Raw genomic sequence first — 21,772 nt, 5'->3', positions numbered from 1 at the left:
CCCCGCACAGTTGATTAGGTCATCTTTGGAGCTTGAAAAGCGAACAAAGATGCCAATCAACCACTGCGTCATGTAGTTATTACTATTATAGTCCAAAGGCTGGACACTTATTGCCCAGCCTTGATTCTTATTTGCTATCGTGGTTTTCAACTGCCGCTGTGATAAAGGCTGTGTAAAGTCCTTCTGGGCGGTTTGGACGGCTTGACAATTCTGGGTGGTATTGGCAAGCGACAAAGAATTTGTTTTCTGGGATTTCAACGATTTCGACCAAACGGTTGTCTGGTGAAACGCCTGAGAAGACAAATCCTGCTTCTTCGAACTGTTCACGGAAAGCATTGTTAAACTCATAACGGTGACGGTGGCGACGTTGCACCACTTCTTGATTGTCATAGGCAGCTGCTGCTTTTGAGCCTCGTTTGAGTTTAGATGGGTAAAGACCGAGACGGAGCGTTCCTCCCATGTCTTCCACATCGATCTGGTCCCGCATGATATCGATAATCGGATACTTAGTTCCTGGATCCAATTCGGACGAATTAGCTCCTTCTAAGCCTAAAACGTGACGGGCAAATTCGATACAGGTTAACTGCATACCCAAGCAGACACCCAACATTGGGACGTCCTGTTCACGCGCATACTTGATGGCTTGAATTTTTCCTTCTGTTCCCCGTTGGCCAAAACCACCTGGGACAATGATCCCATCCGCATCTCCAAGGAGTTCTGCCACATTTTCAGCTGTCACATCATTGGCATTGACCCAATTAATCTTGACTTCTGCATCATTAGCATAACCTGAGTGCTTCAAGGCCTCAACGACAGAAATGTAGGCATCTTGCAATTCCACGTATTTTCCAACCAAGGAAATCTTGACCTGCTTCTTAAGGTTCATGACCTTATCGACCATCGCAGACCATTCTGTCATATCTGCTGCAGGAACATCCAATTTCAAATGGTCACAAACAATTTGGTCCATATTTTGTGCTTGCAAGTTCAATGGGATTTGGTACAAATGCTCCACATCAAGAGACTCAATGACTGCTTCAGGTGCGACATCACAGAATTGAGCCAACTTGTTCTTAATTCCTTGACCAGCTGGTTTTTCTGTACGGATGACCAACATATTTGGTTGAATTCCTAGACCACGCAATTCTTTCACAGAGTGTTGCGTCGGCTTGGTTTTCATTTCTCCCGCAGCTTTTAAGTAAGGTAGAAGAGTGGTGTGGATGTACATAACGTTTTCAGCACCAACATCTGCCTTCATTTGACGAAGAGCTTCAAGGAATGGAAGGGACTCAATATCTCCAACTGTTCCTCCGACTTCTGTGATGATGACATCTGAATCCGTCGTCGTCGCTGCTCGTTTGATCTTTTCTTTCAAGGCATCTGTAATATGAGGAATAACCTGTACAGTCGCGCCCAAGTATTCTCCACGACGTTCCTTTCGAAGGACTTCGCTATAAATTTTCCCTGTTGTCACATTTGAGTACTTATTCAGATTGATATCAATGAAGCGTTCATAGTGACCAAGGTCCAAGTCTGTCTCTGCGCCATCGTCTGTGACAAATACTTCCCCGTGTTGGTAAGGACTCATCGTCCCTGGGTCAATATTGATATAAGGGTCAAATTTTTGGATGGTCACTTTCAATCCACGATTTTTGAGCAAGCGACCAAGACTTGCTGCGACAATCCCTTTCCCGATGGATGATACGACACCACCCGTGACAAAAATATATTTTGTTGACATGTGCTTTCCTCTTCTTCTAATGTTGTAGAGGCCATTCCTCTTTGCAGAAAAAACAAAAATAGCTCCCTAATCCTTAGGGAGCTCCGACCTCAAAATGAGGTGCCCGAACAATATCTTACCGCAAATGGTCTACTTTGTCAAATTGAAAATTTCATGAAAATAATTTTCGCTGTTTACACGACCTTTTCCACTCCATTTTGTGTGACGAGAAATTTCTCAAATTGAAGCTGAGGCATGCAAAGAGCAAGGTCCTTGTGGATTCGTTCTAGCGCTTCTAAACGCATCTCGACTGACGTCTCGGTATTTCCTTGGATGACAAAGAGGGCGTTTTGCGTAGTCTCCTCAAATTTGTAATGGTCACTATCGCGTACATCCAACCAAGCCAGAACTCCTTTTTGATCCCGGTAGACAGGATCTGTCGGTGCGACATGTTTTTCACTAGAAAGGATAGGGAGGAAGAGATCGTCTCTTTGACTCACTGTAAATTCAATCGGTCCCTCAATCTTATCTAGGTCATGTCCTCCAATTGCGAGAAAGGACTTCAGAGATTCGACATTATAGATATCGATGATGCTATTGATCTGAGGAAGAGCTCCTCGATGCTGGATGTTTCGGATAAGAGCTAGGACTGTTGGGGGATTTTTCTTGATGCTACGCCCTACTTTTTGCAAGAGGTCTGTATACCCTTTAATGACAGGAGATGCCACTACTTCTTCTGTCTGACACTGGAGCGCCCATTGTTCAAGCGCTTTCTTCTTTTCAAGAAAAGAAGGGGGCAGGACTGCTTGGGGATCCACATTTCTAGCAATTCCGACCACAACCGTATCAATACCAAGAGCTACTAAACTTTGATCTAAACGAAAGTCCATCTGAACACCTCCTATTTAGGAATCCTTACACGTTTATCATACGCCATTTCGCCACTTTTTTCAATGCAAACAAAAAGAGAGTGGGACAGAAATCGGTAATTCGTTAGAATTTGATTTCGTCGTCCCTCCTTCGCACAGTTGAGTAGGGCTGTAAAAGCTGATGAAATCAGCGTAGTAGAGCCCATCAACCACTGCGTCTTGCTCGACAATCCAAAAATAATTGAGAGGCTAGGACTTTTGTCCCAGCCTCTTCTTATGATTTATTCTTCTTCCTCGTCTTCAGAATCCTCTTCTTCGTCGTCTTCTTCGCTTAATTCAACTTCCTCACCCAAATCATCTGGTACGATTTCATTGATTTCAGCATCGTAAGCTTCGACTTCACTCTTTTCATCGTCTGGATTTTCTTCATCATATGAAAGAGCTGGATCTGCTTCGTAAACTTCTTCGTCTTCTGGATCGTCGTCGTTGTAGTCGATCGCATCCTCGTCTCCATCCATGAAGGCATTGACACGTTTTTTCTTCCGTTTCTTAGGAGCTTCATCTTCGTCTGTTTCTTCAAGAGCGATGATTTCTTCGTCAACTTCATCGATGGCATACCATGAACGAAGACCCCATTTGTTATCTCCAAGTGGGATAAAGCTTCCATCTACATTCAATTCTGTGTAGAACAATGGGAGGGCTTCACGGATCTCGCTGTTTGATTTTTCAAGGTAATTTTGAATTTCATTTACAAGATCGCTAAAGTACATTTCATGGTCACGTCCGCGTAATTCCAAAATCGCACGCGCCACTTCAATCATAGAAAGTTCACTTTTTTCTTGTCCAGCAAATACTTCTAATTCCAAGGGTAAATCTCCTTATGTTTCATTTCCTAAATGGAGAAGGATCCGGTCTTCAACCTCATCCTATCCTCAATGATAGATTGAAAACTTCTCGTCACTAAATCTATCACGCATTTTATCGTTACACTCTATTGTACGATAAATTTCCCCTTTCGTCAAAGGAAAATTCCAGGATTCTCCACGAAATCAGAAAAAAGAAGAGCCTCACGGCTCTTCTTTTTAATCTCAATTATTTTACTTTTGCTGTGCTTGTGATTACGTTCACTGCTTTCTTCACTGTGATGTCATGTTTCAACATTTCTGGTGAAAGAAGGTTGCGAACTTGTTCAACTGGCATGTTGTAATCTGCTGCCAATTGTTCGATTTCAGCGTTGATTTCTTCTTCAGTTGCTTCGAAGCCTTCTGCTTTCGCTACTGCTTCAACCACAAGGTTTGTCTTCGTACGGCTTTCAGCTTCTGCTTCGTATTGTTTGTGAAGATCTTCTTGAGTTGTTCCAGTGATTTGGAAGTACATTTCAGGTGAGATACCTTGACGTTGCATGTTTCCAAGGAACTCGTTGATTGAACGGTGTACTTCTTCGTGGATCATTTCTTCTGGAAGGTCAACGATTTCAGCGTTTTCAACTGCTAGATCGATTGCTGCTGCTTCTACTGCATCGTTGTATGCTTCTTCTTTAGCTGCTGCCAATTCTTTGCGGTATTTTTCTTTCAATTCGTCAAGAGTTTCAACTTCTTCGTCGATGTCTTTTGCCAATTCATCGTCAAGAGCTGGTACTTCTTTTGCTTTTACTTCGTGGATAGTTGTCACGAATTTCGCTTCTTTACCTGCAAGGTCAGCTGCTTGGTAGTCTTCTGGGAATGTTACGATCACGTCAACTGTTTCACCAGCAGAGTGTCCAACCAATTGGTCTTCGAAACCTGGGATGAATTGACCTGAACCAAGTCCAAGTGAGAAGTTGTCACCTTTACCACCGTCGAATTCAACACCGTCGATAGAACCTACGAAGTCGATCACAACTGTGTCACCTTCTGCTGCAGCACCTTCTTTAACAACCAATTCAGCCAAGTTGTTGCGTTCGCGTTCGATACGAGCATCCACATCAGCGTCTGTTACTTCTTTAGAAACTTCTACTGATACTTCAAGGTCTTTGTAAGCACCCAATTTTACTTCAGGTTTTGTGACAACAGCTGCTGTCAATGTCCAGTCTTGACCTTTTTCCATAGATACAACATCGAAAGTTGGTTGTGCTACAACTTCGATTCCAGCTTCTTTAACAGCTGCTTCATATGCTGCTGGAAGAAGATCGTTCAAAGCATCTTGGTAAAGTGCTTCTTCACCAAAACGTTGGTTGAAGATTGGACGTGGAATATGACCTTTACGGAATCCAGGTACGTTCAAAGTTTTCTTAACTGACTCAAACACACGGTCCAAAGCAGGTTTGATTTGCTCTTGGCTGATTGTGAAAGTCAATACACCGTGGTTAGTTTCTTTGTTTTCAAATGATACAGACATTCTGTCTCTCCTTAAAATAATATAGTCATTCCTTATAATTTTACCACAAAACTTTGAAATTGCAAGTTTTAAAACGTTTTTGCCTCTCTTTTCATCCAAAAAAACTAGCCCTTAAAAGCTAGTTCTGATTATGATTTTCGGATGGGATCATCGAGGTAGAGAGCACGGGCCCCACCGATCAATTTTGGCCGACTGGCGAGGGCTGTGACATGGGCTCCACCTAGTTCACGCAAGATAGGGCGAATCGGAACTTGCACGTGTTTGACATGCATCCCTACTGAGGTATCTCCGATGTCTAACCCGGCTTGAGCTGTGATGAATTCCACTTCAACAGGATCCTTAAAATACTTGAAAGCTGCGAGTTGTCCAGCACCTCCTGCATGGAGACTCGGAAGGACATTGACGATTTCTAGCTCCTTCTTGTCCGCCAACTCTCTTTCGACCACTAAGGCGCGATTGAGATGCTCACATCCTTGTACCGCCAGATAAATCCCCCTTGGATTCAACTCATCTAGCAAGGTCTGGACAATAGCTTCAGCAATGTCGATGTTGGAGGCCTTTCCAATTTGCCCTCCTGCAACTTCACTTGAAGACATCCCGAGAACTAGAATCTGTCCTTGGTGGAGACGGCTTTTTCCCAAGACATCTACCAAGATTTCTTTTGTATCCTTCTTCAGTTGCTCCAGATCCATGAATTAGCTTCCTTTCTTTTGAAATGCATAATAGACCACATAGCCTAAAGCCATTCCAACAAAATTCTGAGCGAGGTTATTCGGAATGTCCGAGATAGCAGCACCCCAGCCATTGCCTAAAAAGAGAGCAGAAGCTAGTGCGTAACCGCCTACCATCACGACTGTCGCAAGGAGCAAGCCTAGGTAACGAGCTTTTCCCTTGAAGCCAGCGAAATAGCCTTGCCCCCCGTGAAAGAGGAGGCTAAAGAACATCCACTGAGGATAGCCTGAAATCAGATCGAGTAAGAAGGCTCCGACACCACCGACAATAGCACCTTCCTTACGCCCAAAATAGAAGGCTGTGAAATAAACGCCAAGATCTAGCAGGGTGACGATCCCTGTCGGAGTTGGAAGTTTGGTATAGTAGCCGAGTACAACTGTCAAGGCTGTCAAAATAGAAAGGCGGGCAATGAGTTGAGTTCGATTAGATGTCATATTGTACTACTCCATACTGGTCTGAATGTTGAATCGCTTGGAAAACAAAGTCTTTAGAGGCTTTAACAGCTTCAAGCGGTGATTTCCCTCTTACCAACTGGCTGGAAATGCTAGACGCAAAGGTACAACCAGCTCCTGTATTGTTCTTTTCTAAGACCGGCTCTTCAATAACGGTGAAGTCTGTCCCATCATAAAAGACATCGATGGCCTTTTCTTTATTGAGACGATTCCCTCCTTTGACCACGACATTCGCTGCTCCTAATTCGTGGAGCTTGCGCGCTGCCGCCTTCATATCGTCGAGCGATTGAATCTTGCTTTGGGTCAAGATCTCAGCTTCTGGTAAGTTTGGCGTGATGATGGTCACATAAGGGAAGAACTTGATCAATTCGTCTCGAAGAGCTGAGACTTCCACATCATGGCTTTCCTTGCAGACCAATACAGGATCTAGTACTACAGGGATCTCCGCATGGGCTTTGACATAGTCCAAGGCTAAGTCTGCCACTTCGACATTTGGCAAAAGACCGAGTTTAATAGCAGAAAAAGGAACATCCTTGAGAGAGTTGAGCTGTTGCGCAAAGGTCGTTGGATCCACCGGAATCACTTCAAAACCGTTCTCCGTCATAGCGGTCAAACAAGTTACCGCTACAAAACCATGCTGTTTATTAGTCGTATAAGTTGCAAGGTCTGCGTGAAGACCTCCCCCACTAAAAATATCATTTCCTGAAATAGCTAGAATCAATTCATTACTCATAACGGATCTCCTTTAAATATAAGCCATTTGGCGCTGCTGTAGGACCTGCTAGATTGCGGTCCTTCTTTTCCAAAATCAGATCGATCTGCTCGATTGGCATCCGATCATTTCCGATCTTCAACAAAGTTCCCACCATATTGCGGATTTGCTTGTAGAGAAAACCATTGCCCGAAAAGGTAAAGACAAGGCGATGATGTTCTGCATCCTCGACCAAGCGAGCCTCTGTAATCGTGCGAACCTTGTCTTCCACACTGGTTCCTGAAGCTGTGAAACCGGTGAAATCATGGGTTCCCTCCAACTTTTGGATGGCCGCTTGCATCTTTTCCACATCCAAAGGATAAGGATAGTGGGTGGCATAGTGGCGCATCATGGGGTTCTTGGGACGACCATAATCCACGATGAATTCGTAGGTTTTGCTGTGCTTCTGGTAGCGTGAGTGAAAGTCATCTGCTACTTGCTCCACTCGGATGAAATCAATATCCTCTGGGGTTTGGGTATCGAGGGCAAAGCGAAGCTTTTCCTCGTCTCGCGCTTGGGGGAGATCAAAATGAATCACCTGGCCAAGAGCATGGACACCTGAATCCGTTCGCCCCGCTCCATGAACGGTGACAGGGGTTCCTTGATTGAGGCGCGTCAAGGTCTTCTCGATTTCCTCTTGCACACTACGGGCATGCGGTTGGCGTTGAAACCCTGCAAACAAGGTCCCGTCATATGAAATGGTTGCTTTGTATCGTGTCATGGTTTTATTTTAGCAGGATATAGAAGGGGTTACAAGAGTGAAAAATCCAAACTGTCCGGGTACAGTTTTGTAAACACAAAAAGGGGCTGGGACAAAAGTCCTAGCCTCTCAATTGTTTTTGGATGTCGAGCAAGATGCAGTGGTTGAGTGGGCTCTAATACGCTGATTTCATCAGCTTTTACAGCCCTACTCAACTGTGCGGAGGTGGGACGATGAAATCGAATTCTAACGAATTACCGATTTCTGTCCCACTCTCCTAACTTCGACCTGTTACAAGTCAACTAGGTCTCAGTCTCTTTTTTTATTTTTCAAGTCCATTCCTGTTGCTCCCAAGATCGCTCCTAGTAAAGCGAGTCCAAGTGCAGATTCCACTCCTGTTTCTGGAAGTTGCTTGTTAGAGTTTACTGTTTCTGAACGAACCTCTTTTTCCACAGCTGCTGGAATTGGCGTTGGGGTATTTACTGGTGCTACAGGTTGAGCCTTCGCGATCACTTGAGGTGTTGAAGGATCTGAAACCACTTTGTTAACAAGCACGTCTGACTTCACTGGTGCTTCTACTGAAGGGCTTGTTGGGATCACGACTTCTTTGGTACCGACTTCAACAATTTCTGCAACCGGCTCTGTGGCAACTTCTGTAGTGATCACTTTTCGACTTTGATCAAGTGTCGAAACCTCTACATACTCAAGGCCTTGCCCTTTAACTCCAGCCTGGATCACTCTGCGTTCTCCTTTAGCGAGATCTGGATTAGTCCGTTCCACAAGGTCAAAGTCAAGTTCTTTTTCTACGATTTCAAGACTTGGTTTGTCTTCCACTAGGGCTTTGACGTCATTTTCAGCCAAGCTACCTACTTGCGTGATTGGCTTGAGCCCCGCAAGGGCTTGGGTTAGAGCAGCCACTTCTTGATCCACCTGATCTTGATGAGCACGGCTCACATTCCAATTCAAGCTATCTAAGACTTTCGCAAGTGCTGCGCGCGATTCTGGTGTGTAAATAGCTAGATCTGTTGGCACCGTAGCAACTGCTTTTCTAAGAGCAGTGAAGTCCGCCTTGAAATAGTCCTTGTTGTGGTTGGCAAAAGCTTCCATGACCTGGAAGACTTCTTCTTCCTTGTATTCATTGGCCGGCTCATCAGCCCAAATTCCCAACATACTTCCGGATGTCGGTATCTTGACATCAGGATATTTGGTTGAAGCTAATTGTTCAAATGGAACGGTTTCTGAATGTTGAAGAGCTTTATCGAGTGGATAGCTTTGCTCTCCTCTATGGCCCAAAACATAGTACCAGTCACCGTTGGTATTAAGGAATTTATACCCCTTATCTGTCAAATACTGTGGAGATGCGAGGTTATAGCCCCACCATCCTTTGGACCAGTATGAAATCAAGACGTCCTTGTCAAAGGCAACATCATCTTCATCTCCATAATAGAAGCCATCGTTAAAGGCCATTGGTTGCAAGCCTTTTTCACGCGCCATAGCTGCAAGACTATTGGAATACTCCGCAAATTTACCATAGAGGTCATACCACTTGAGGTAGTACCAACCTTGCGCACTGGTAGCGTCATTGGCATATTCATCTGTTCCATAGTTAAAGATCTTAGACTTGTCTTTGAAGTAGTCCATGTACTTGCCAATCAAGGCTTTGGTAAAGTTGACTGCTGCTTCATTGGTCAAATCCATGGTTGTTTTTGAAACCGTATCAAAGCTGGCTTGTGGATTTTCAATGCCCAATTTTTCCATGGCCACCAACAAAGCATCCATGTGTCCAGGACTATTGACTGCCGCAATCAAGCCGATTCCTTTCGCAGTCGCATAAGCATGGAGTTCATCCATTTCCGCTTGGGTCAATGCTTGACCATTTGGATCATCGTAATAGGCCTTGGTGCCTTCTAAAATGGCCTTTTTCACATCATCACTAGCATAAGTTTTTCCATTGGCTTCCACCGTCATATCATCGAGCACGAAGCGCATACCATCGTTTCCGACCAGGAGGTGCAAGTCAGAATAACCCAGCTCACTGGCCTTGTCGACGATCCGTTTCAACTGATCCAGTGAGAAGTATTTGCGGCCCGCATCGATCGAGATGACCTTTTTCATGGCAAGTTTTTCCGCTGCTTCTTTTGCAGCAACTTCTTTCGCGTAGCTTTCTGTATACACCAAAGCATCCTGAGCTGCTTTGAGATGGTCGATCAAGGTTTTGGCCTCTGCTCGAGTCGTGTCTGCTCCTGCCCCTTCTAATGCTTTTTTAGCTGCCGTAAAGGCTACTAGAGATTCCGGTGTATAGTGATCCAAATCAGTTGGAGCTTCTGAAAGAGCTTTTTCGACGACTTCAGGATCTGCTACAAAGTAGTCCGCGTTCTTGTCCGCGAAAGCATGCATGAGCTTAAAGAGAAGGTCTTTTTTGTAGGTTGCAGATGGCGTATCTGCCCAGGCAGCTACCATGCCACCGATGAAAGGTACCTTAGCTCCATCATTTTTTTGAACCACATCAATCGCTGACTTGGAAATTCCTTCGAGACCTTGATCAAGATTGTACCAACCAGATCCAGCCTTGTCCCGTCCAAGCACATAATACCAAGCATCATTGGTATTAAGAATCTGATGACCTAGTTCAGACAAGAGTTTTGAAGAAGCGACATCATAGCCATTCCAGCCACCTGTCCAGTAGGACACAATGATATCCTTGTCAAAAGTACCATAGGAAGTATCGCCATTGTAGTAGATTCCATCATTGAAGGCCATTGGTTTCATCTTGTGTTTTTTCACAATAGCTGCTAGATCATTAGCATATTGGATGAATTTTTCATAGCCTTTTTCTGGATAGCCTTCACCTGGCCAATGCTTGCTGGCTTGGAGAACCTGCCAACCATGGGCATCTGTGGCATCGTTGGCATATTCATCCAAACCAATATTGAAAATGTCTGCCTTGCCGCTGAAATAAGCCGCATACTTGTCTACCAAGGCTTTGGTAAAGTCTAAGGCTTTTTGGTTATCCAAATCAACTGTCCGAGCTGATTTTTTAGTGCCAAAGTAATTAAAGTGAGGGTTTTCGATGCCCAATTGTTCCATGGCTGTCAGAATCGCATCCATGTGACCTGGACTATTAATAGTTGGGATGACGCCCACTTTCTTCGATTTGGCGTAGGCCAAAATATCATCCATTTGAGCCTGGGTCAAGGCTGTCCCGTTCGGATCATCGTAATAAGCTTTTGTCCCTTTTTCAACCGCATCTGTCACGGCTTGGCTAGAATAAGAAGTATCTCCCACTTTCAAAGACATATCATCCAGCACAAAGCGCAAGCCGTCATTTCCAACTAGAAGATGCAAGTCTGTATAGCCCGTCTTACTAGCTTCATCAATGATTTCCTTGATTTGCTCTGGTGAGAAGTACTTGCGACCGGCATCGATCGAAACAATCTTTTTCTTGGCTAATTTTTCTTCCTGATCAGGATCTTTAGCAGGCGTTTCCGTCGCTGGTTGAGCTGCCACATCCGACTCTGCGACAGAACTTGCTTCTTCGCGAATCAAACGGTCAAGATCTGATACCCGCAATTCACGATCAGGCAGTGTCGGTTGACTTTGATCAACGATTGGAGCGGGAGCCGATGGTTTTTCTACTGCTGGCTGAGAAGCTTCCTCATTAAGAGGAATCGTTGACTCACCCTCGCTTGGCTGAGTTGGAACTGTCGTTGAAGGACTGTCTGTAACGCTCGACGTATCTGCAGCTACAACATGAGCACCAGCAAAAAATCCTATTAGCACCGAAGCAGCTCCTACTGCATACTTGCGAATCGCATAACGTGGTTGATGTGATTTCATCAGGACCTCCTAAATTGTCTTTGTAATCGCTTTCTTAAATTTACCACGATATCTTAATAAATTCAATGACGGTCTTCATTATTCTTTAATTAGGAGAGGAAGTTCTTGGATTCGATCCAAAATAAAACGAGCTCCTTACTCAAAAGGAAACTCGTTCATTCTTATAAATCATCTAAAGCATCTTTGACCTTGTCAAAGAACCCTTTTTTCTTTGGGTTGACCTTCAAATCACTTGCTTCCGCAAAGGCTTGAAGGGCTTCTTTTTGCTTGTCATTTAAACCAGTTGGGGTGACGACATTGACAGATACATATTGATCCCCCATAGCACCACCACGTAAGCTTGGAGCCCCTTTTCCACGGAGGCGGAATTTCTTACCGGTTTGGGTCCCTTCAGGAATGACCAAATCGACATCTCCGTGAACAGTTGGCACATGGACCGTATCTCCAAGAGCTGCTTGAACAAAGTTCAAGTCTAACTTGTAGTAGATGGTTGAGCCATCTCGTTCAAAGCGATCGCTCGGCTCAACATTGACAACAACATACAAGTCACCATAAGGTCCACCGTTAAAGCCAGCTTCTCCTTGACCAGCTAAGCGGATTTGTTGACCTGTTTCAACTCCTGCAGGAATCTTGACGTTCACGCTATGAGCTTGTTTTTCATGACCTGTTCCACGACAAGTCGTACATGGATCTTTAATTTCTTGACCACGACCATGACAGACGTCACAGGTCACTTGACGGCGCATCATCCCAAGAGGGGTTTGCGTATCCACATTGATGACTCCAGAACCATGACAGCGTCCACAGGTCACCGGACTAGTGCCTGGCTTAGCCCCAGAACCATGACAGGTATGACAGCTAGCTTCCCGATGGTACTTGACTTCTTTTTCCGCACCAAAAATCGCTTCTTCAAACTTGAGATTAACGCGGTATTGGAGGTCATCCCCTTGGCGAGGAGCATTCGGATTGCGGCTTGCACCACCACCAAAGAAGCTAGAGAAGATGTCTTCAAAGCCACCAAAACCAGCACCATCAAAGCCACCAAAACCACCTGCTCCGCCACCGAAGCCACCATTGGCACCCGCAGCACCATATTGGTCATAAGCAGCCCGTTTTTGCTCGTCACTCAAAGTCTCGTAAGCTTCTTGAACTTCCTTGTACTTTTCCTCAGCACCAGGCTCCTTGTTGATATCTGGGTGATATTTTTTAGATAATTTCCGATAGGCTTTCTTGATCTCATCTTGAGATGCATTCTTTGAAACGCCCAAACGGTCATAAAATTCAGTATTGTTCATAATTCAAGATACAAAGGGCGTTAAACGGACACAGCCAAAATAGGAGTTTTGACGACGGACGCTTGCGTCCTAGAAAAAACTATCTTTTTGGCATCGTCCGTAGCCCGTGTTCAGTTACGAACACTCTTTGTTCCTTTCTATTGATGTTGTGAATCAAACCACGATTTAAGTCGGGTTCAATTCCTTTCTTTCATTTTGAGTAAGAATTTATGGAACCCGTGTTCAGTTACGAACACTCTTTGTTCCTTTCTATAATTTTCATGTACATCTTTAGAGGGTGTTTTCTATACTTCGCTTCACTTGATCAAACTCTTGGTCCGATAGAGTAAATATCAAATCCTCTTCAGCATACTCGTTCTGTTCCTTAAAATAGTTGTCCGTATTCTCTGCCAACCCTAAACTTAGAATCACTTTTCTTGCAAACTCTTGATGGGCAAAACCGATAGCCGTAATGATCTGTTTATCTTGCACAACCACTTTCGGTTGGAAATTCTCACGTGGAAGAAATTCAAAATAATCAAAGAAGTTTTGCCAAATTCCACCTGTAAATTTCGTATCGTTCAGCAAACCTGCTTTCGCTAATAAAAGAGGCGCTGAAGAAATGGCTGCAATGAGGATATCTTGCTCACCAAGGTCCCTCAAAAACGAAATCAATTTCTCATCCTGTAGAGCAGGCCCTATATTGACCATTCCTGGCAAAATCACACAAGAATACTCTTCTATACAGATTTGATCTAGTGTTTTGGTCGGTTGACAGAGCAAGCCATCCTCAGAGACCACCATCGAATGATCTGAAGCGACATAATCAATCGTGACGTCAAAAGACAGAGCTAAAGTACTCGTTAAAGCAGTTATCTCATAAAGAGAAAAATTAGGATAAATCAAACAAAGTACTTTTTTCATACGCAACATCCTCTATTTTACCGAAAAACAGAGGCTGGGTTGCAACCTCTGGATTTCTTTTTATCATTTACTAGTTAGGCGTTTAGGAAAGGCGCCATAGCGATTGCCGTAGAATGACAATCACTTTAGTGATTAGTCATTCTTAACGCCTCACTCCCCGATTTTCAAGCTCGGGATAAAATAGTCCACTGGACTATTTTATTTTTCCGTAAACTCTCCGTCTACGACGTCATCGCCTGCGTTTCCTGCTGCTTGGGCGCCTTCTGCTCCTGCTTGGGCTTGTTGCGCTGCTGCGGCTTGTTCGTAGAGTTTAACAGCCAAGGCTTGCGCTTTTTCATTCAAGGCTTCAAGTTTCGCTTTCATTTCTTCAAGGTTACCTGATTCTTGAGCTTTCTTAAGATCATCCAATCCTGCTTGAGCTGCGTCACGTTCTGCATCAAAGCCTTTGCCTTCAGTTTCTTTGATGGTTTTTTCAGTCGCAAAGATAGCTTGGTCTACTTCGTTACGAAGGTCAACTTCTTCTTTACGTTTCTTATCTGCTTCAGCATTTGCTTCTGCGTCTTTCATCATGCGATCGATTTCTTCATCTGTCAAACCTGAGTTTGATTGGATAACAATGGTTTGTTCTTTTTGAGTTCCAAGGTCTTTCGCTTTAACAGATACGATACCGTTCTTGTCGATGTCGAATGTTACTTCGATTTGTGGGATACCACGAGGTGCAGCTGGGATATCAGTCAATTGGAAGCGTCCAAGAGTCTTGTTATCTGCTGCCATTGGGCGTTCACCTTGAAGAACGTGGATATCAACGGCTGGTTGGTTGTCTGCTGCAGTTGAGAAGACTTGTGATTTAGATGTTGGAATAGTTGTGTTACGGTCGATGAGTTTTGTGAAGACTCCACCCATTGTTTCGATACCAAGTGACAATGGCGTTACGTCAAGAAGGACAACGTCTTTCACGTCACCAGTGATCACACCACCTTGGATCGCAGCACCCATGGCAACTACTTCATCAGGGTTCACTGATTTGTTTGGTTCTTTACCAGTTTCAGCTTTAACAGCTTCTACAACGGCAGGAATACGAGTTGAACCACCGACAAGGATGACTTCGTCGATATCTGACAAGCTCAAACCTGCATCTGAAAGGGCTTGACGAACTGGAGTTTTCGTACGTTCTACAAGGTCACGAGTCAAATCGTCAAATTTTGCACGAGTCAAGGTCATCTCCAAGTGAAGAGGTCCAGCAGCGCCTGCAGTGATGAATGGCAAGCTGATTTGTGTTGAAGTCACACCAGAAAGGTCTTTCTTCGCTTTTTCAGCTGCATCTTTCAAACGTTGAAGCGCCATCTTGTCTGTTGACAAATCGATACCATTTTCTTTCTTGAATTCTGCTACCAAGTAATCGATGATTTTTTGGTCAAAGTCGTCACCACCGAGTTTGTTATCCCCTGCAGTTGCCAATACATCAAAGACACCATCACCCAATTCAAGGATAGATACGTCGAATGTACCACCACCAAGGTCGAATACCAAGATTTTTTCTTCTTTATCAGTCTTATCCAAACCGTAAGCAAGAGCTGCTGCTGTTGGTTCGTTGACGATACGTTCTACTTCAAGGCCAGCGATTTTACCAGCGTCTTTAGTTGCTTGACGTTGCGCATCGTTGAAGTAAGCAGGAACTGTGATAACTGCTTTCGTTACTTTTTCACCAAGGTAATCTTCAGCGTAACCTTTCAAGTATTGAAGGATCATAGCTGAGATTTCTTGTGGAGTGTATTCTTTTCCGTTAGCAGAAACTTTTTCAGAAGTACCCATCTTAGATTTGATAGAGATGATGGTATCTGGATTTGTAACTGCTTGACGTTTTGCAGCATCACCAACGATGATTTCACCGTTCTTGAATGACACAACAGATGGAGTTGTGCGGTTACCTTCTGGGTTTGCGATAATTTTTGATTCAGTTCCTTCAAGAACTGCTACTGCTGAGTTTGTTGTACCTAAGTCAATACCGATAATTTTAGACATATGTTTTTCTCCTTGTTATTTTTTCTCTTTTTTTCTTTCTGATACTCTTCTTAAGTGGCGACGCCGTCAGAGCTTGACTTCGTCAATCTCTTTGACTAAACTTTGAGCCTAAGGTCTCAAAGTTTGCGAAGATACCGCCACGGCGAAGAGTATCGCCTTTGGTTCGCTTCGCTCACTATTGGCAAAGCCAAACCAATGTTAATCTTTCTTTCATAGTTTAGTGTCGTTTCGGACAAGGCAGACTAGTTATAAACCACTACCATGGCTGGGCGAAGGATGCGGTCATGGAGTTTGTAGCCTTTTTGGAAGACTTGTGCGATGGTGTCTGCTGGATGTTCATCATCTGCAGGCAAGGTTTGGATGGCCATGTGGTAGTTATGGTCAAAGGCTCCGTCCGCTGGAATTTCTTCGATTCCTTCTTCTTTCAGAGCATGTACCAAACTTTCTTGGACCATTTCCAAGCCCTTCTTCACATCATCTGTCAATCCTTCGACGGCAAGGGCACGTTCGAGGTTGTCCAGTGATGGTAAGATCGCTTTTGCCAAATCTTGGCTACGGTATTTTTGTAATTGTTGACGTTCTTCATTGGCACGGCGCTGAATATTTTGCATTTCTGCATGAGCACGAAGGTATTTGTTTTCAAATTCCTCGGCACGCGCTTGTGCTTCTTCTAACTCAGAAGGTTGGTTGCTTTCCTCTACAACTTCTTCAGTTGTTTGGGCAACTTCCTCTTCTTTCACGTCTTCTTTTTTGATATCTTCTGTCAAGGCATACACCCCTTTCATTTGGTCTTAATTTACTTCATAATGGTTGCTGTTGAGGTAACGGTAGTAGTCCGTCAACTTCATAACCAGTACCCGGCCGATGACATTGACCAGGCTAATCACACGCCTGTAATCCATCTCTACGGGACCGATCACATGCATGAGGGCCATCCCACGATAAGGAACCAAGAACTTGTGGCTAATGACCGTCACATTATTCAAGGCCTTCTCTTGGGATTCTGCAACCAGGATCTGGGTCATTTGGTCTTCTGGCATTCCCCCTCGTAACTCCAAGGCTACGTGTTGGGGATTATCTAAGAACTGATAGGTCTGAAGATCGGCGTAGGCTAATGATGAAACCTTTCCTTCTACAAAGACCAGTTCTTGAAACAGTTGCGAGAAGACGTAATCAAAGAGATCCAGCACATTGTCTGTCGTCTTGAAATAGCGCTGTACAATCTGTGGAATCTCTGTCCGCAAGCGGTAGTGGATATCCAAGACTGTATTTCCAATGAAACGCTCTTGAACCAGCTGATGGAAGATTTCCAAGTCACTGGTTAAGAAATTCTTTGGAATGGCAAATTGGACGGTGACAGGCTTTGATTCATCCAAGGTTAGAACCGCTAAGGCATCGTGATTGGATAATGGAACAATTTCAAAACCAGTCAAGCGCTGACGTGTCGGTTCAACATCCTGAATCACTGCGGTGTAACCAGTCATCTGGGCTAGTAACTTAGCTGTAGCATCCAAGATATCGTCTAACTTAAAGGCTTCGAAATCAAAGGCTTTCACCACCTGGTAGACATCTTGCTCATCAATCAACTCTAGATCAAGCGAGTTCTGAACAAAATATTGAAAACCAGCTCGACTAGGCATGCGGCCACTCGAAGTGTGGGCCTTTTCTAGTAAGCCTTGTTTTTCGAGGGCAGCCATGTCGTTTCGAATGGTCGCGCTACTGGATTGAATCACATCTTGTAGCGCTTTTGAACCGACTGGTTCGTGGGTCTTGGTAAAGATATCGACGACAAGATTGAGAATCTCATTTTGACGTTCTGTAACCATGACCTCACCTCTCTTTCATTTTTTAGCACTCTAAACACTCAAGTGCTAAACCTTGATTCTATTATACACCCATCCAAAAGAAAGTCAAGAGAAAAATCCAAAAAATTAGCACTCTTTTTTCAAGAGTGCTAAAAATCATTCTTAAGACCTAGAGAAGTGAATCTCCTCTTATTTGCCAGCCTTTTTCAATAGCTGAATATATTCTTCCAATACTAGCTGATGCTTGGCCATATACTGAGCATTTTCTACGCCAACATAACGGAAATGCCAATTCTCAAAATTCACACCCGTGATGTTGCTCTTCCCATCTGGGTAGCGAAGAACAAAGCCATATTGCGGTGCGATGGCAGCCAGCTGCATGCCCAGCTCATCACTTTGACCAGCTTCAACACTCATATCAATCGCAAGCCCTGTCTGGTGTTCACTCGCACCAGGGACCTGTACCTGGGTCTGCACCTGCTTTTCAGCTTCTTCGTGCGAAAGGCCGCTAGCCTCTAGTTGCGCAACACGTTCATTATAGAGCTCTGTTTGCTCGGCCACACTTCGATAGCCTGATATCAAGGTTTCTTCTGGGGCAATTTTTCGAGCCGCTTCTAAAAATTGACGAGTTGGTTCTACAATCCGACTATCCACTTTGATAGCATCCACATCTGTCAATTGCGGGTTCAGCTCAGGCTTCACATTGTCACGATTAACCAAGATCAACTGCCAGTCTTTGGTCGAAACGGCTGGTAAATCTGATTTTTCTTCCTTTTTCTTAGAAGAAGAGGGAGTCGTTACAGCTGTTTTTTTAGCCTTCCAAAACTGAAGCCCTGAAAACAAGCTCGGTTTTGCTAAATAAGCACCAATTCCTGATCCAAGGACCACAAGAAGAAAGAAACTCAATAGGTAGGGCCACCATTTCTTACGTTTTTTTCTTGCGCGTCTATACTTATTCGTCATGGCTACCCTCTAGAAGTTTTGCTCCAACCTTACGATAAGACATATCCCCAATCTTTTCAATACTGAAAGCACCATCCTCATAGGCCAAAACCGTCACGCTTCCGTTGTCCAAGACCAATTCTTCGACCGCTTTTGGATCGATGAGATAAATCAAGGTCGTAATCGTCATGCCATGGCTAACCACAATAGCATTGCCACCGCCAGCTGCTTCTACTTCTTTTGCGATAGCTTCAAATCCTTCTAGGATCCGGCCACTCAAGGTACCCCAGGATTCAGCCCATCCAGTGGTATCCACTTCGACGATCCCTTCTGCTAGCTCCATCAGGCTCAACTGATGGAAATCATCGACCTTAAAGACACGGGGTAAAACTCCCATGAAGAGATCGCCATCATAAGCACCGTCAAAACTACCAAAACACCACTCGCGGATCCGTTTGTCATAACGATAAGGGATTTTTCCTGTCAGACCGAGTTCTTGAAGAATAATTCCCATGGTTTGAATGGTGCGTCCAGAATCACTCGAAACAGCCTCTTCAAAAGAAAGCCCAGCTTCCTTGAGACCAAGTCCTAATTCTCGAATCCCACGCTCCCCTGCTTCTGTCAGCGGAGTGTCTGACCAGCCCTGTGCTCGCCCAATGGTATTAAACATGGTTTTTCCATGACGAGCAATATATAATCTGGTTTTTGTCATTGTATTACCTCCGTATGTATCTCTTTCATTATATCATTTTTTGCAAAAAGAAAGTAGGAAAGCTCTTACAAGTTTTGAGAAAAAGAAAAGGCCATGACCAAAGGGTCAGCCTTTCAGGACGGACTAGGATTCTTGCAAGCTTTCACCGACCTCACGGTAACTGCTATCTCCAACCCCCTTAACCGTCAATTTTCCATCTTCATATTCTACAAGGGTAACACTACCGTTTGAAAGAGGCAGATTGAGATTTGGTTTTCCTTCGATCAAGCAGACTAAGGTCTGAATGGTCCAACTATGGCTGACCACCAAGGCATTGCCTCCACCATTTTCTTCTACTTCTTTAGCAATAGCTTCAAAACCTTCTAGGATTCGGTTTTTCAAGACTTCCCATGGTTCAGCCCAATTTGCTGTGTCCACTTGGCAAATTCCATTGGCCAAGTCTTCCAAGGTCAAAGTCTTATAGTCTTCTACATCTAGCACGCGCGGCACGACACCGTGAAAGAGCTCCCCACCGTAGGCCCCATCAAAGCTACCAAAACACCACTCGCGGATCCGTTTGTCAAAGCAGTAAGGAATCTGGTCTTTCAAGCCCAATTCATCGAGAATGATCCCCATGGTCTGAATGGCACGACCTGAATCACTGGAGTATGCTCGAGCAAACTCTAAAGCAGACTCACGTAAGCCAATTCCTAGAGCCTGAATCCCTCGTTCTCCTTCTGCTGTCAAGGGCGTATCGGACCAGCCTTGAGCACGACCAATGGTATTAAACATGGTTCTCCCATGACGAATCACAAATAATCTTGTTTTAGCCATCTTGTCTCCTTTTGCAAGAAAAAAGTCTGGAGTTTCATCATCACAGACTTTTCTATTTTCTACTATTATACTAGATTTCTCTTAGTTTTTAAAGCTATGAACCGGAGCTGGAATTTGGCCACCACGGGCAATGAAATCAGCTGACGAAGCCTTGTTGACCTTCATTACCGGAGCAGACCCAAGAAGTCCACCAAGCTCTAACATATCGCCTTCCTTGCCATAAGGAATGATCCGAACGGCTGTTGTCTTTTGGTTGATGACCCCGATAGCTGCTTCATCGGCGATCATGGCCGCAATGGTTGTATCTGGAGTATCAGCTGGGATGGCAATCATATCCAGACCGACGGAACAGATAGCTGTCATGGCTTCCAATTTTTCCAGATTGATATGGCCTGATTGGACCGCTGCAATCATCCCTTCGTCTTCTGAGACCGGAATGAAGGCACCTGACAAACCACCAACTTGGTTACAAGCCATGATGCCGCCTTTTTTCACTTGGTCATTGAGCAGAGCTAGGGCTGCTGTTGTCCCATGAGTTCCGACCACTTCAAGCCCCATCGCTTCGAGGACACGGGCAACCGAATCCCCAACAGCTGGCGTTGGCGCGAGAGACAAGTCGACAATTCCAAACTCAACACCGAGACGTTCACTAGCCATTTGACCCACTAATTGCCCAACACGGGTAATCTTGAAAGCTGTCTTCTTGACTGTTTCAGCCAATACATCAAAGCTAGCGCCTGGAACTTTTTCGATGGCCCGTTGGACGACACCCGGTCCTGAAACCCCAACGTTAATGACAACATCCGCTTCACCGACACCGTGGAAGGCACCCGCCATAAAGGGATTATCTTCTACTGCATTGGCAAAAACTACCAGCTTACCAGGCCCCATTGGATCTGCTTGGGATGCCTCTTTAATGATACGACCCATATCTCGGACAGCGGTCATATTGATCCCTGTCTTAGTGGAACCAATATTAACAGAAGAGCAGACAAAATCCGTCTCTGCAAGGGCGCGAGGAATGGAATTGATAAGGATTTCATCCCCCTTTTGATAGCCTTTTTGAACCAGGGCTGAAAAGCCACCGATAAAGTTGACCCCAACTTCCTTCGCCGCACGATCCAGTGCCTTAGCAAAGGGTACATAGTCTGTCGCATTGGTTGCTGCTCCGATAATAGAAATCGGAGTGACCGAAACCCGCTTGTTGACAATAGGAATACCGAGTTCTGCCGCAATCTCATCCCCAACAGCCACCAAATCTTTGGCCTTTGTCACAATCTTATTGTAGACTTTTTCTGCCGCCTTTTCGATATCCGGATCAATACAATCGAGAAGCGAAATCCCCATGGTGATAGTCCGAACATCGAAGTTCTGCTCCTCAATCATGGCAATGGTTTCTGTTACCTGTTTAATGTCCATAAATTCTCAACCCCTATCTTACAAATTGTGCATAGCATCAAAAATCGCTGCACTTTGGATATTGATTTTTACATGCAGAGACTGACCGAATTCTTCCAACTCCGAACGAAGCTGTGTGAAATCTTTTTTCTCATCTGACGATACAACCGCCATCATGGTAAAGTATTCATCCAATACGGTTTGAGAGATATCATCGATATTGAGTCCTAATTCTGCCACTTTCGTTGCAACACCCGCTACGATTCCTTTTTGGTCTTTTCCAACGACTGTAATAATTGCTTTCATTTCACTGCTCCATTCTATCTATTTGCTTCCATTGTAGCACAATCCCCTTAAAATCGCCCTTCTCAACTGGGAACGTTCGGATATATTAAACGTGTATAAAAAAATAAAGAGGCTGGGACAAAAGTCCTAGCCTCTTTAT

The 21,772-nt window shown here is 44.5% G+C and carries 19 protein-coding genes; all 19 read right to left on the bottom strand.

What is annotated here, in order from left to right:
* Positions 1 to 127: 127 nt before the first annotated feature.
* Complete coding sequence (locus tag HMPREF3002_RS02715) at positions 128 to 1,741, bottom strand: CTP synthase (RefSeq protein WP_023919338.1); 1,614 nt, start codon at positions 1,739 to 1,741, stop codon at positions 128 to 130.
* Between the two features lie 173 nt (positions 1,742 to 1,914).
* Positions 1,915 to 2,610, bottom strand: a complete 696-nt coding sequence (locus HMPREF3002_RS02710) for a B3/B4 domain-containing protein (RefSeq protein ID WP_023919339.1) — start codon at positions 2,608 to 2,610, stop codon at positions 1,915 to 1,917.
* 260 nt (positions 2,611 to 2,870) lie between these two features.
* Positions 2,871 to 3,455 carry a DNA-directed RNA polymerase subunit delta gene (gene rpoE / locus HMPREF3002_RS02705; RefSeq protein WP_021154455.1) on the bottom strand — a complete coding sequence of 195 codons (585 nt, stop codon included), beginning with the start codon at positions 3,453 to 3,455 and terminating at the stop codon, positions 2,871 to 2,873.
* A gap of 226 nt (positions 3,456 to 3,681) precedes the next feature.
* Positions 3,682 to 4,965 carry a trigger factor gene (gene tig, locus HMPREF3002_RS02700; RefSeq protein WP_003004508.1) on the bottom strand — a complete coding sequence of 428 codons (1,284 nt, stop codon included), beginning with the start codon at positions 4,963 to 4,965 and terminating at the stop codon, positions 3,682 to 3,684.
* A 128-nt stretch (positions 4,966 to 5,093) separates the two neighbouring features.
* Positions 5,094 to 5,657 (bottom strand): TIGR01440 family protein, encoded by a 564-nt coding sequence (locus HMPREF3002_RS02695; protein ID WP_023919341.1) that lies wholly within the window; start codon positions 5,655 to 5,657, stop codon positions 5,094 to 5,096.
* 3 nt (positions 5,658 to 5,660) lie between these two features.
* Entirely contained in the window at positions 5,661 to 6,131 is a 471-nt protein-coding gene (locus HMPREF3002_RS02690; protein WP_003010175.1) for an ECF transporter S component, read from the bottom strand.
* Positions 6,121 to 6,882 carry a bifunctional hydroxymethylpyrimidine kinase/phosphomethylpyrimidine kinase gene (locus tag HMPREF3002_RS02685; RefSeq protein ID WP_023919342.1) on the bottom strand — a complete coding sequence of 254 codons (762 nt, stop codon included), beginning with the start codon at positions 6,880 to 6,882 and terminating at the stop codon, positions 6,121 to 6,123. Before HMPREF3002_RS02685 ends, HMPREF3002_RS02690 begins: the two co-directional genes overlap by 11 nt.
* A complete protein-coding gene (gene truA / locus HMPREF3002_RS02680; RefSeq protein WP_023919343.1) occupies positions 6,875 to 7,621 on the bottom strand; it encodes a tRNA pseudouridine(38-40) synthase TruA in 747 nt (248 codons plus the stop codon). Before truA ends, HMPREF3002_RS02685 begins: the two co-directional genes overlap by 8 nt.
* Before the next feature lie 288 nt (positions 7,622 to 7,909).
* Entirely contained in the window at positions 7,910 to 11,437 is a 3,528-nt protein-coding gene (locus tag HMPREF3002_RS02675; RefSeq protein ID WP_070665158.1) for a family 20 glycosylhydrolase, read from the bottom strand.
* A gap of 161 nt (positions 11,438 to 11,598) precedes the next feature.
* On the bottom strand, positions 11,599 to 12,732 hold the full coding sequence (dnaJ, locus tag HMPREF3002_RS02670) for a molecular chaperone DnaJ (RefSeq protein WP_003004734.1): 1,134 nt from the start codon (positions 12,730 to 12,732) through the stop codon (positions 11,599 to 11,601).
* Positions 12,733 to 13,002: 270 nt separating this feature from the next.
* A complete protein-coding gene (locus HMPREF3002_RS02665; RefSeq protein ID WP_070665156.1) occupies positions 13,003 to 13,635 on the bottom strand; it encodes a DJ-1/PfpI family protein in 633 nt (210 codons plus the stop codon).
* Between the two features lie 198 nt (positions 13,636 to 13,833).
* Positions 13,834 to 15,657, bottom strand: coding sequence for a molecular chaperone DnaK (gene dnaK / locus HMPREF3002_RS02660; RefSeq protein ID WP_070665154.1), 1,824 nt, complete (start codon positions 15,655 to 15,657; stop codon positions 13,834 to 13,836).
* A 242-nt stretch (positions 15,658 to 15,899) separates the two neighbouring features.
* Entirely contained in the window at positions 15,900 to 16,424 is a 525-nt protein-coding gene (grpE, locus tag HMPREF3002_RS02655) for a nucleotide exchange factor GrpE (RefSeq protein ID WP_301355021.1), read from the bottom strand.
* 24 nt (positions 16,425 to 16,448) lie between these two features.
* Positions 16,449 to 17,483 (bottom strand): heat-inducible transcriptional repressor HrcA, encoded by a 1,035-nt coding sequence (gene hrcA / locus HMPREF3002_RS02650; protein ID WP_070665152.1) that lies wholly within the window; start codon positions 17,481 to 17,483, stop codon positions 16,449 to 16,451.
* 168 nt (positions 17,484 to 17,651) lie between these two features.
* Positions 17,652 to 18,425, bottom strand: a complete 774-nt coding sequence (locus HMPREF3002_RS02645; protein WP_070587512.1) for a M15 family metallopeptidase — start codon at positions 18,423 to 18,425, stop codon at positions 17,652 to 17,654.
* Positions 18,415 to 19,116 (bottom strand): histidine phosphatase family protein, encoded by a 702-nt coding sequence (locus tag HMPREF3002_RS02640; protein ID WP_070465059.1) that lies wholly within the window; start codon positions 19,114 to 19,116, stop codon positions 18,415 to 18,417. The genes HMPREF3002_RS02645 and HMPREF3002_RS02640 overlap by 11 nt, the downstream gene beginning before the upstream one ends.
* Positions 19,117 to 19,239: 123 nt before the next feature.
* Positions 19,240 to 19,929: a histidine phosphatase family protein gene (locus tag HMPREF3002_RS02635; RefSeq protein WP_070665150.1), complete on the bottom strand. Its 690-nt coding sequence runs from the start codon at positions 19,927 to 19,929 to the stop codon at positions 19,240 to 19,242.
* A gap of 81 nt (positions 19,930 to 20,010) precedes the next feature.
* On the bottom strand, positions 20,011 to 21,348 hold the full coding sequence (locus HMPREF3002_RS02630; RefSeq protein ID WP_070665148.1) for a PFL family protein: 1,338 nt from the start codon (positions 21,346 to 21,348) through the stop codon (positions 20,011 to 20,013).
* Positions 21,349 to 21,366: 18 nt separating this feature from the next.
* The gene (locus tag HMPREF3002_RS02625; protein WP_003004214.1) at positions 21,367 to 21,633 is read right to left on the bottom strand and encodes an ACT domain-containing protein; all 267 of its coding nucleotides are present in this window, start codon (positions 21,631 to 21,633) and stop codon (positions 21,367 to 21,369) included.
* Between the last annotated feature and the right edge of the window lie 139 nt (positions 21,634 to 21,772).

It is taken from the genome of Streptococcus sp. HMSC065E03, from assembly GCF_001815045.1.
Classification (GTDB): Bacteria; Bacillota; Bacilli; order Lactobacillales; family Streptococcaceae; genus Streptococcus; species Streptococcus parasanguinis_AD.
Note: the sequence above shows the minus strand (reverse complement) of the source record. Positions and strands in the feature narration are given on the sequence as shown.

What these genes read in the sequence shown, in the direction of transcription:
- HMPREF3002_RS02715 (WP_023919338.1), bottom strand. Translation starts at nt 1,741, where the DNA reads ATGTCAACAAAATATATTTTTGTCACGGGTGGTGTCGTATCATCCATC.
- HMPREF3002_RS02645 (WP_070587512.1), bottom strand. Translation starts at nt 18,425, where the DNA reads ATGACGAATAAGTATAGACGCGCAAGAAAAAAACGTAAGAAATGGTGG.
- HMPREF3002_RS02625 (WP_003004214.1), bottom strand. Translation starts at nt 21,633, where the DNA reads ATGAAAGCAATTATTACAGTCGTTGGAAAAGACCAAAAAGGAATCGTA.
- truA (WP_023919343.1), bottom strand. Translation starts at nt 7,621, where the DNA reads ATGACACGATACAAAGCAACCATTTCATATGACGGGACCTTGTTTGCA.
- hrcA (WP_070665152.1), bottom strand. Translation starts at nt 17,483, where the DNA reads ATGGTTACAGAACGTCAAAATGAGATTCTCAATCTTGTCGTCGATATC.
- HMPREF3002_RS02685 (WP_023919342.1), bottom strand. Translation starts at nt 6,882, where the DNA reads ATGAGTAATGAATTGATTCTAGCTATTTCAGGAAATGATATTTTTAGT.
- HMPREF3002_RS02710 (WP_023919339.1), bottom strand. Translation starts at nt 2,610, where the DNA reads ATGGACTTTCGTTTAGATCAAAGTTTAGTAGCTCTTGGTATTGATACG.
- dnaJ (WP_003004734.1), bottom strand. Translation starts at nt 12,732, where the DNA reads ATGAACAATACTGAATTTTATGACCGTTTGGGCGTTTCAAAGAATGCA.
- HMPREF3002_RS02675 (WP_070665158.1), bottom strand. Translation starts at nt 11,437, where the DNA reads ATGAAATCACATCAACCACGTTATGCGATTCGCAAGTATGCAGTAGGA.
- HMPREF3002_RS02665 (WP_070665156.1), bottom strand. Translation starts at nt 13,635, where the DNA reads ATGAAAAAAGTACTTTGTTTGATTTATCCTAATTTTTCTCTTTATGAG.
- HMPREF3002_RS02630 (WP_070665148.1), bottom strand. Translation starts at nt 21,348, where the DNA reads ATGGACATTAAACAGGTAACAGAAACCATTGCCATGATTGAGGAGCAG.
- tig (WP_003004508.1), bottom strand. Translation starts at nt 4,965, where the DNA reads ATGTCTGTATCATTTGAAAACAAAGAAACTAACCACGGTGTATTGACT.
- HMPREF3002_RS02640 (WP_070465059.1), bottom strand. Translation starts at nt 19,116, where the DNA reads ATGACAAAAACCAGATTATATATTGCTCGTCATGGAAAAACCATGTTT.
- HMPREF3002_RS02690 (WP_003010175.1), bottom strand. Translation starts at nt 6,131, where the DNA reads ATGACATCTAATCGAACTCAACTCATTGCCCGCCTTTCTATTTTGACA.
- HMPREF3002_RS02635 (WP_070665150.1), bottom strand. Translation starts at nt 19,929, where the DNA reads ATGGCTAAAACAAGATTATTTGTGATTCGTCATGGGAGAACCATGTTT.
- dnaK (WP_070665154.1), bottom strand. Translation starts at nt 15,657, where the DNA reads ATGTCTAAAATTATCGGTATTGACTTAGGTACAACAAACTCAGCAGTA.
- HMPREF3002_RS02695 (WP_023919341.1), bottom strand. Translation starts at nt 5,657, where the DNA reads ATGGATCTGGAGCAACTGAAGAAGGATACAAAAGAAATCTTGGTAGAT.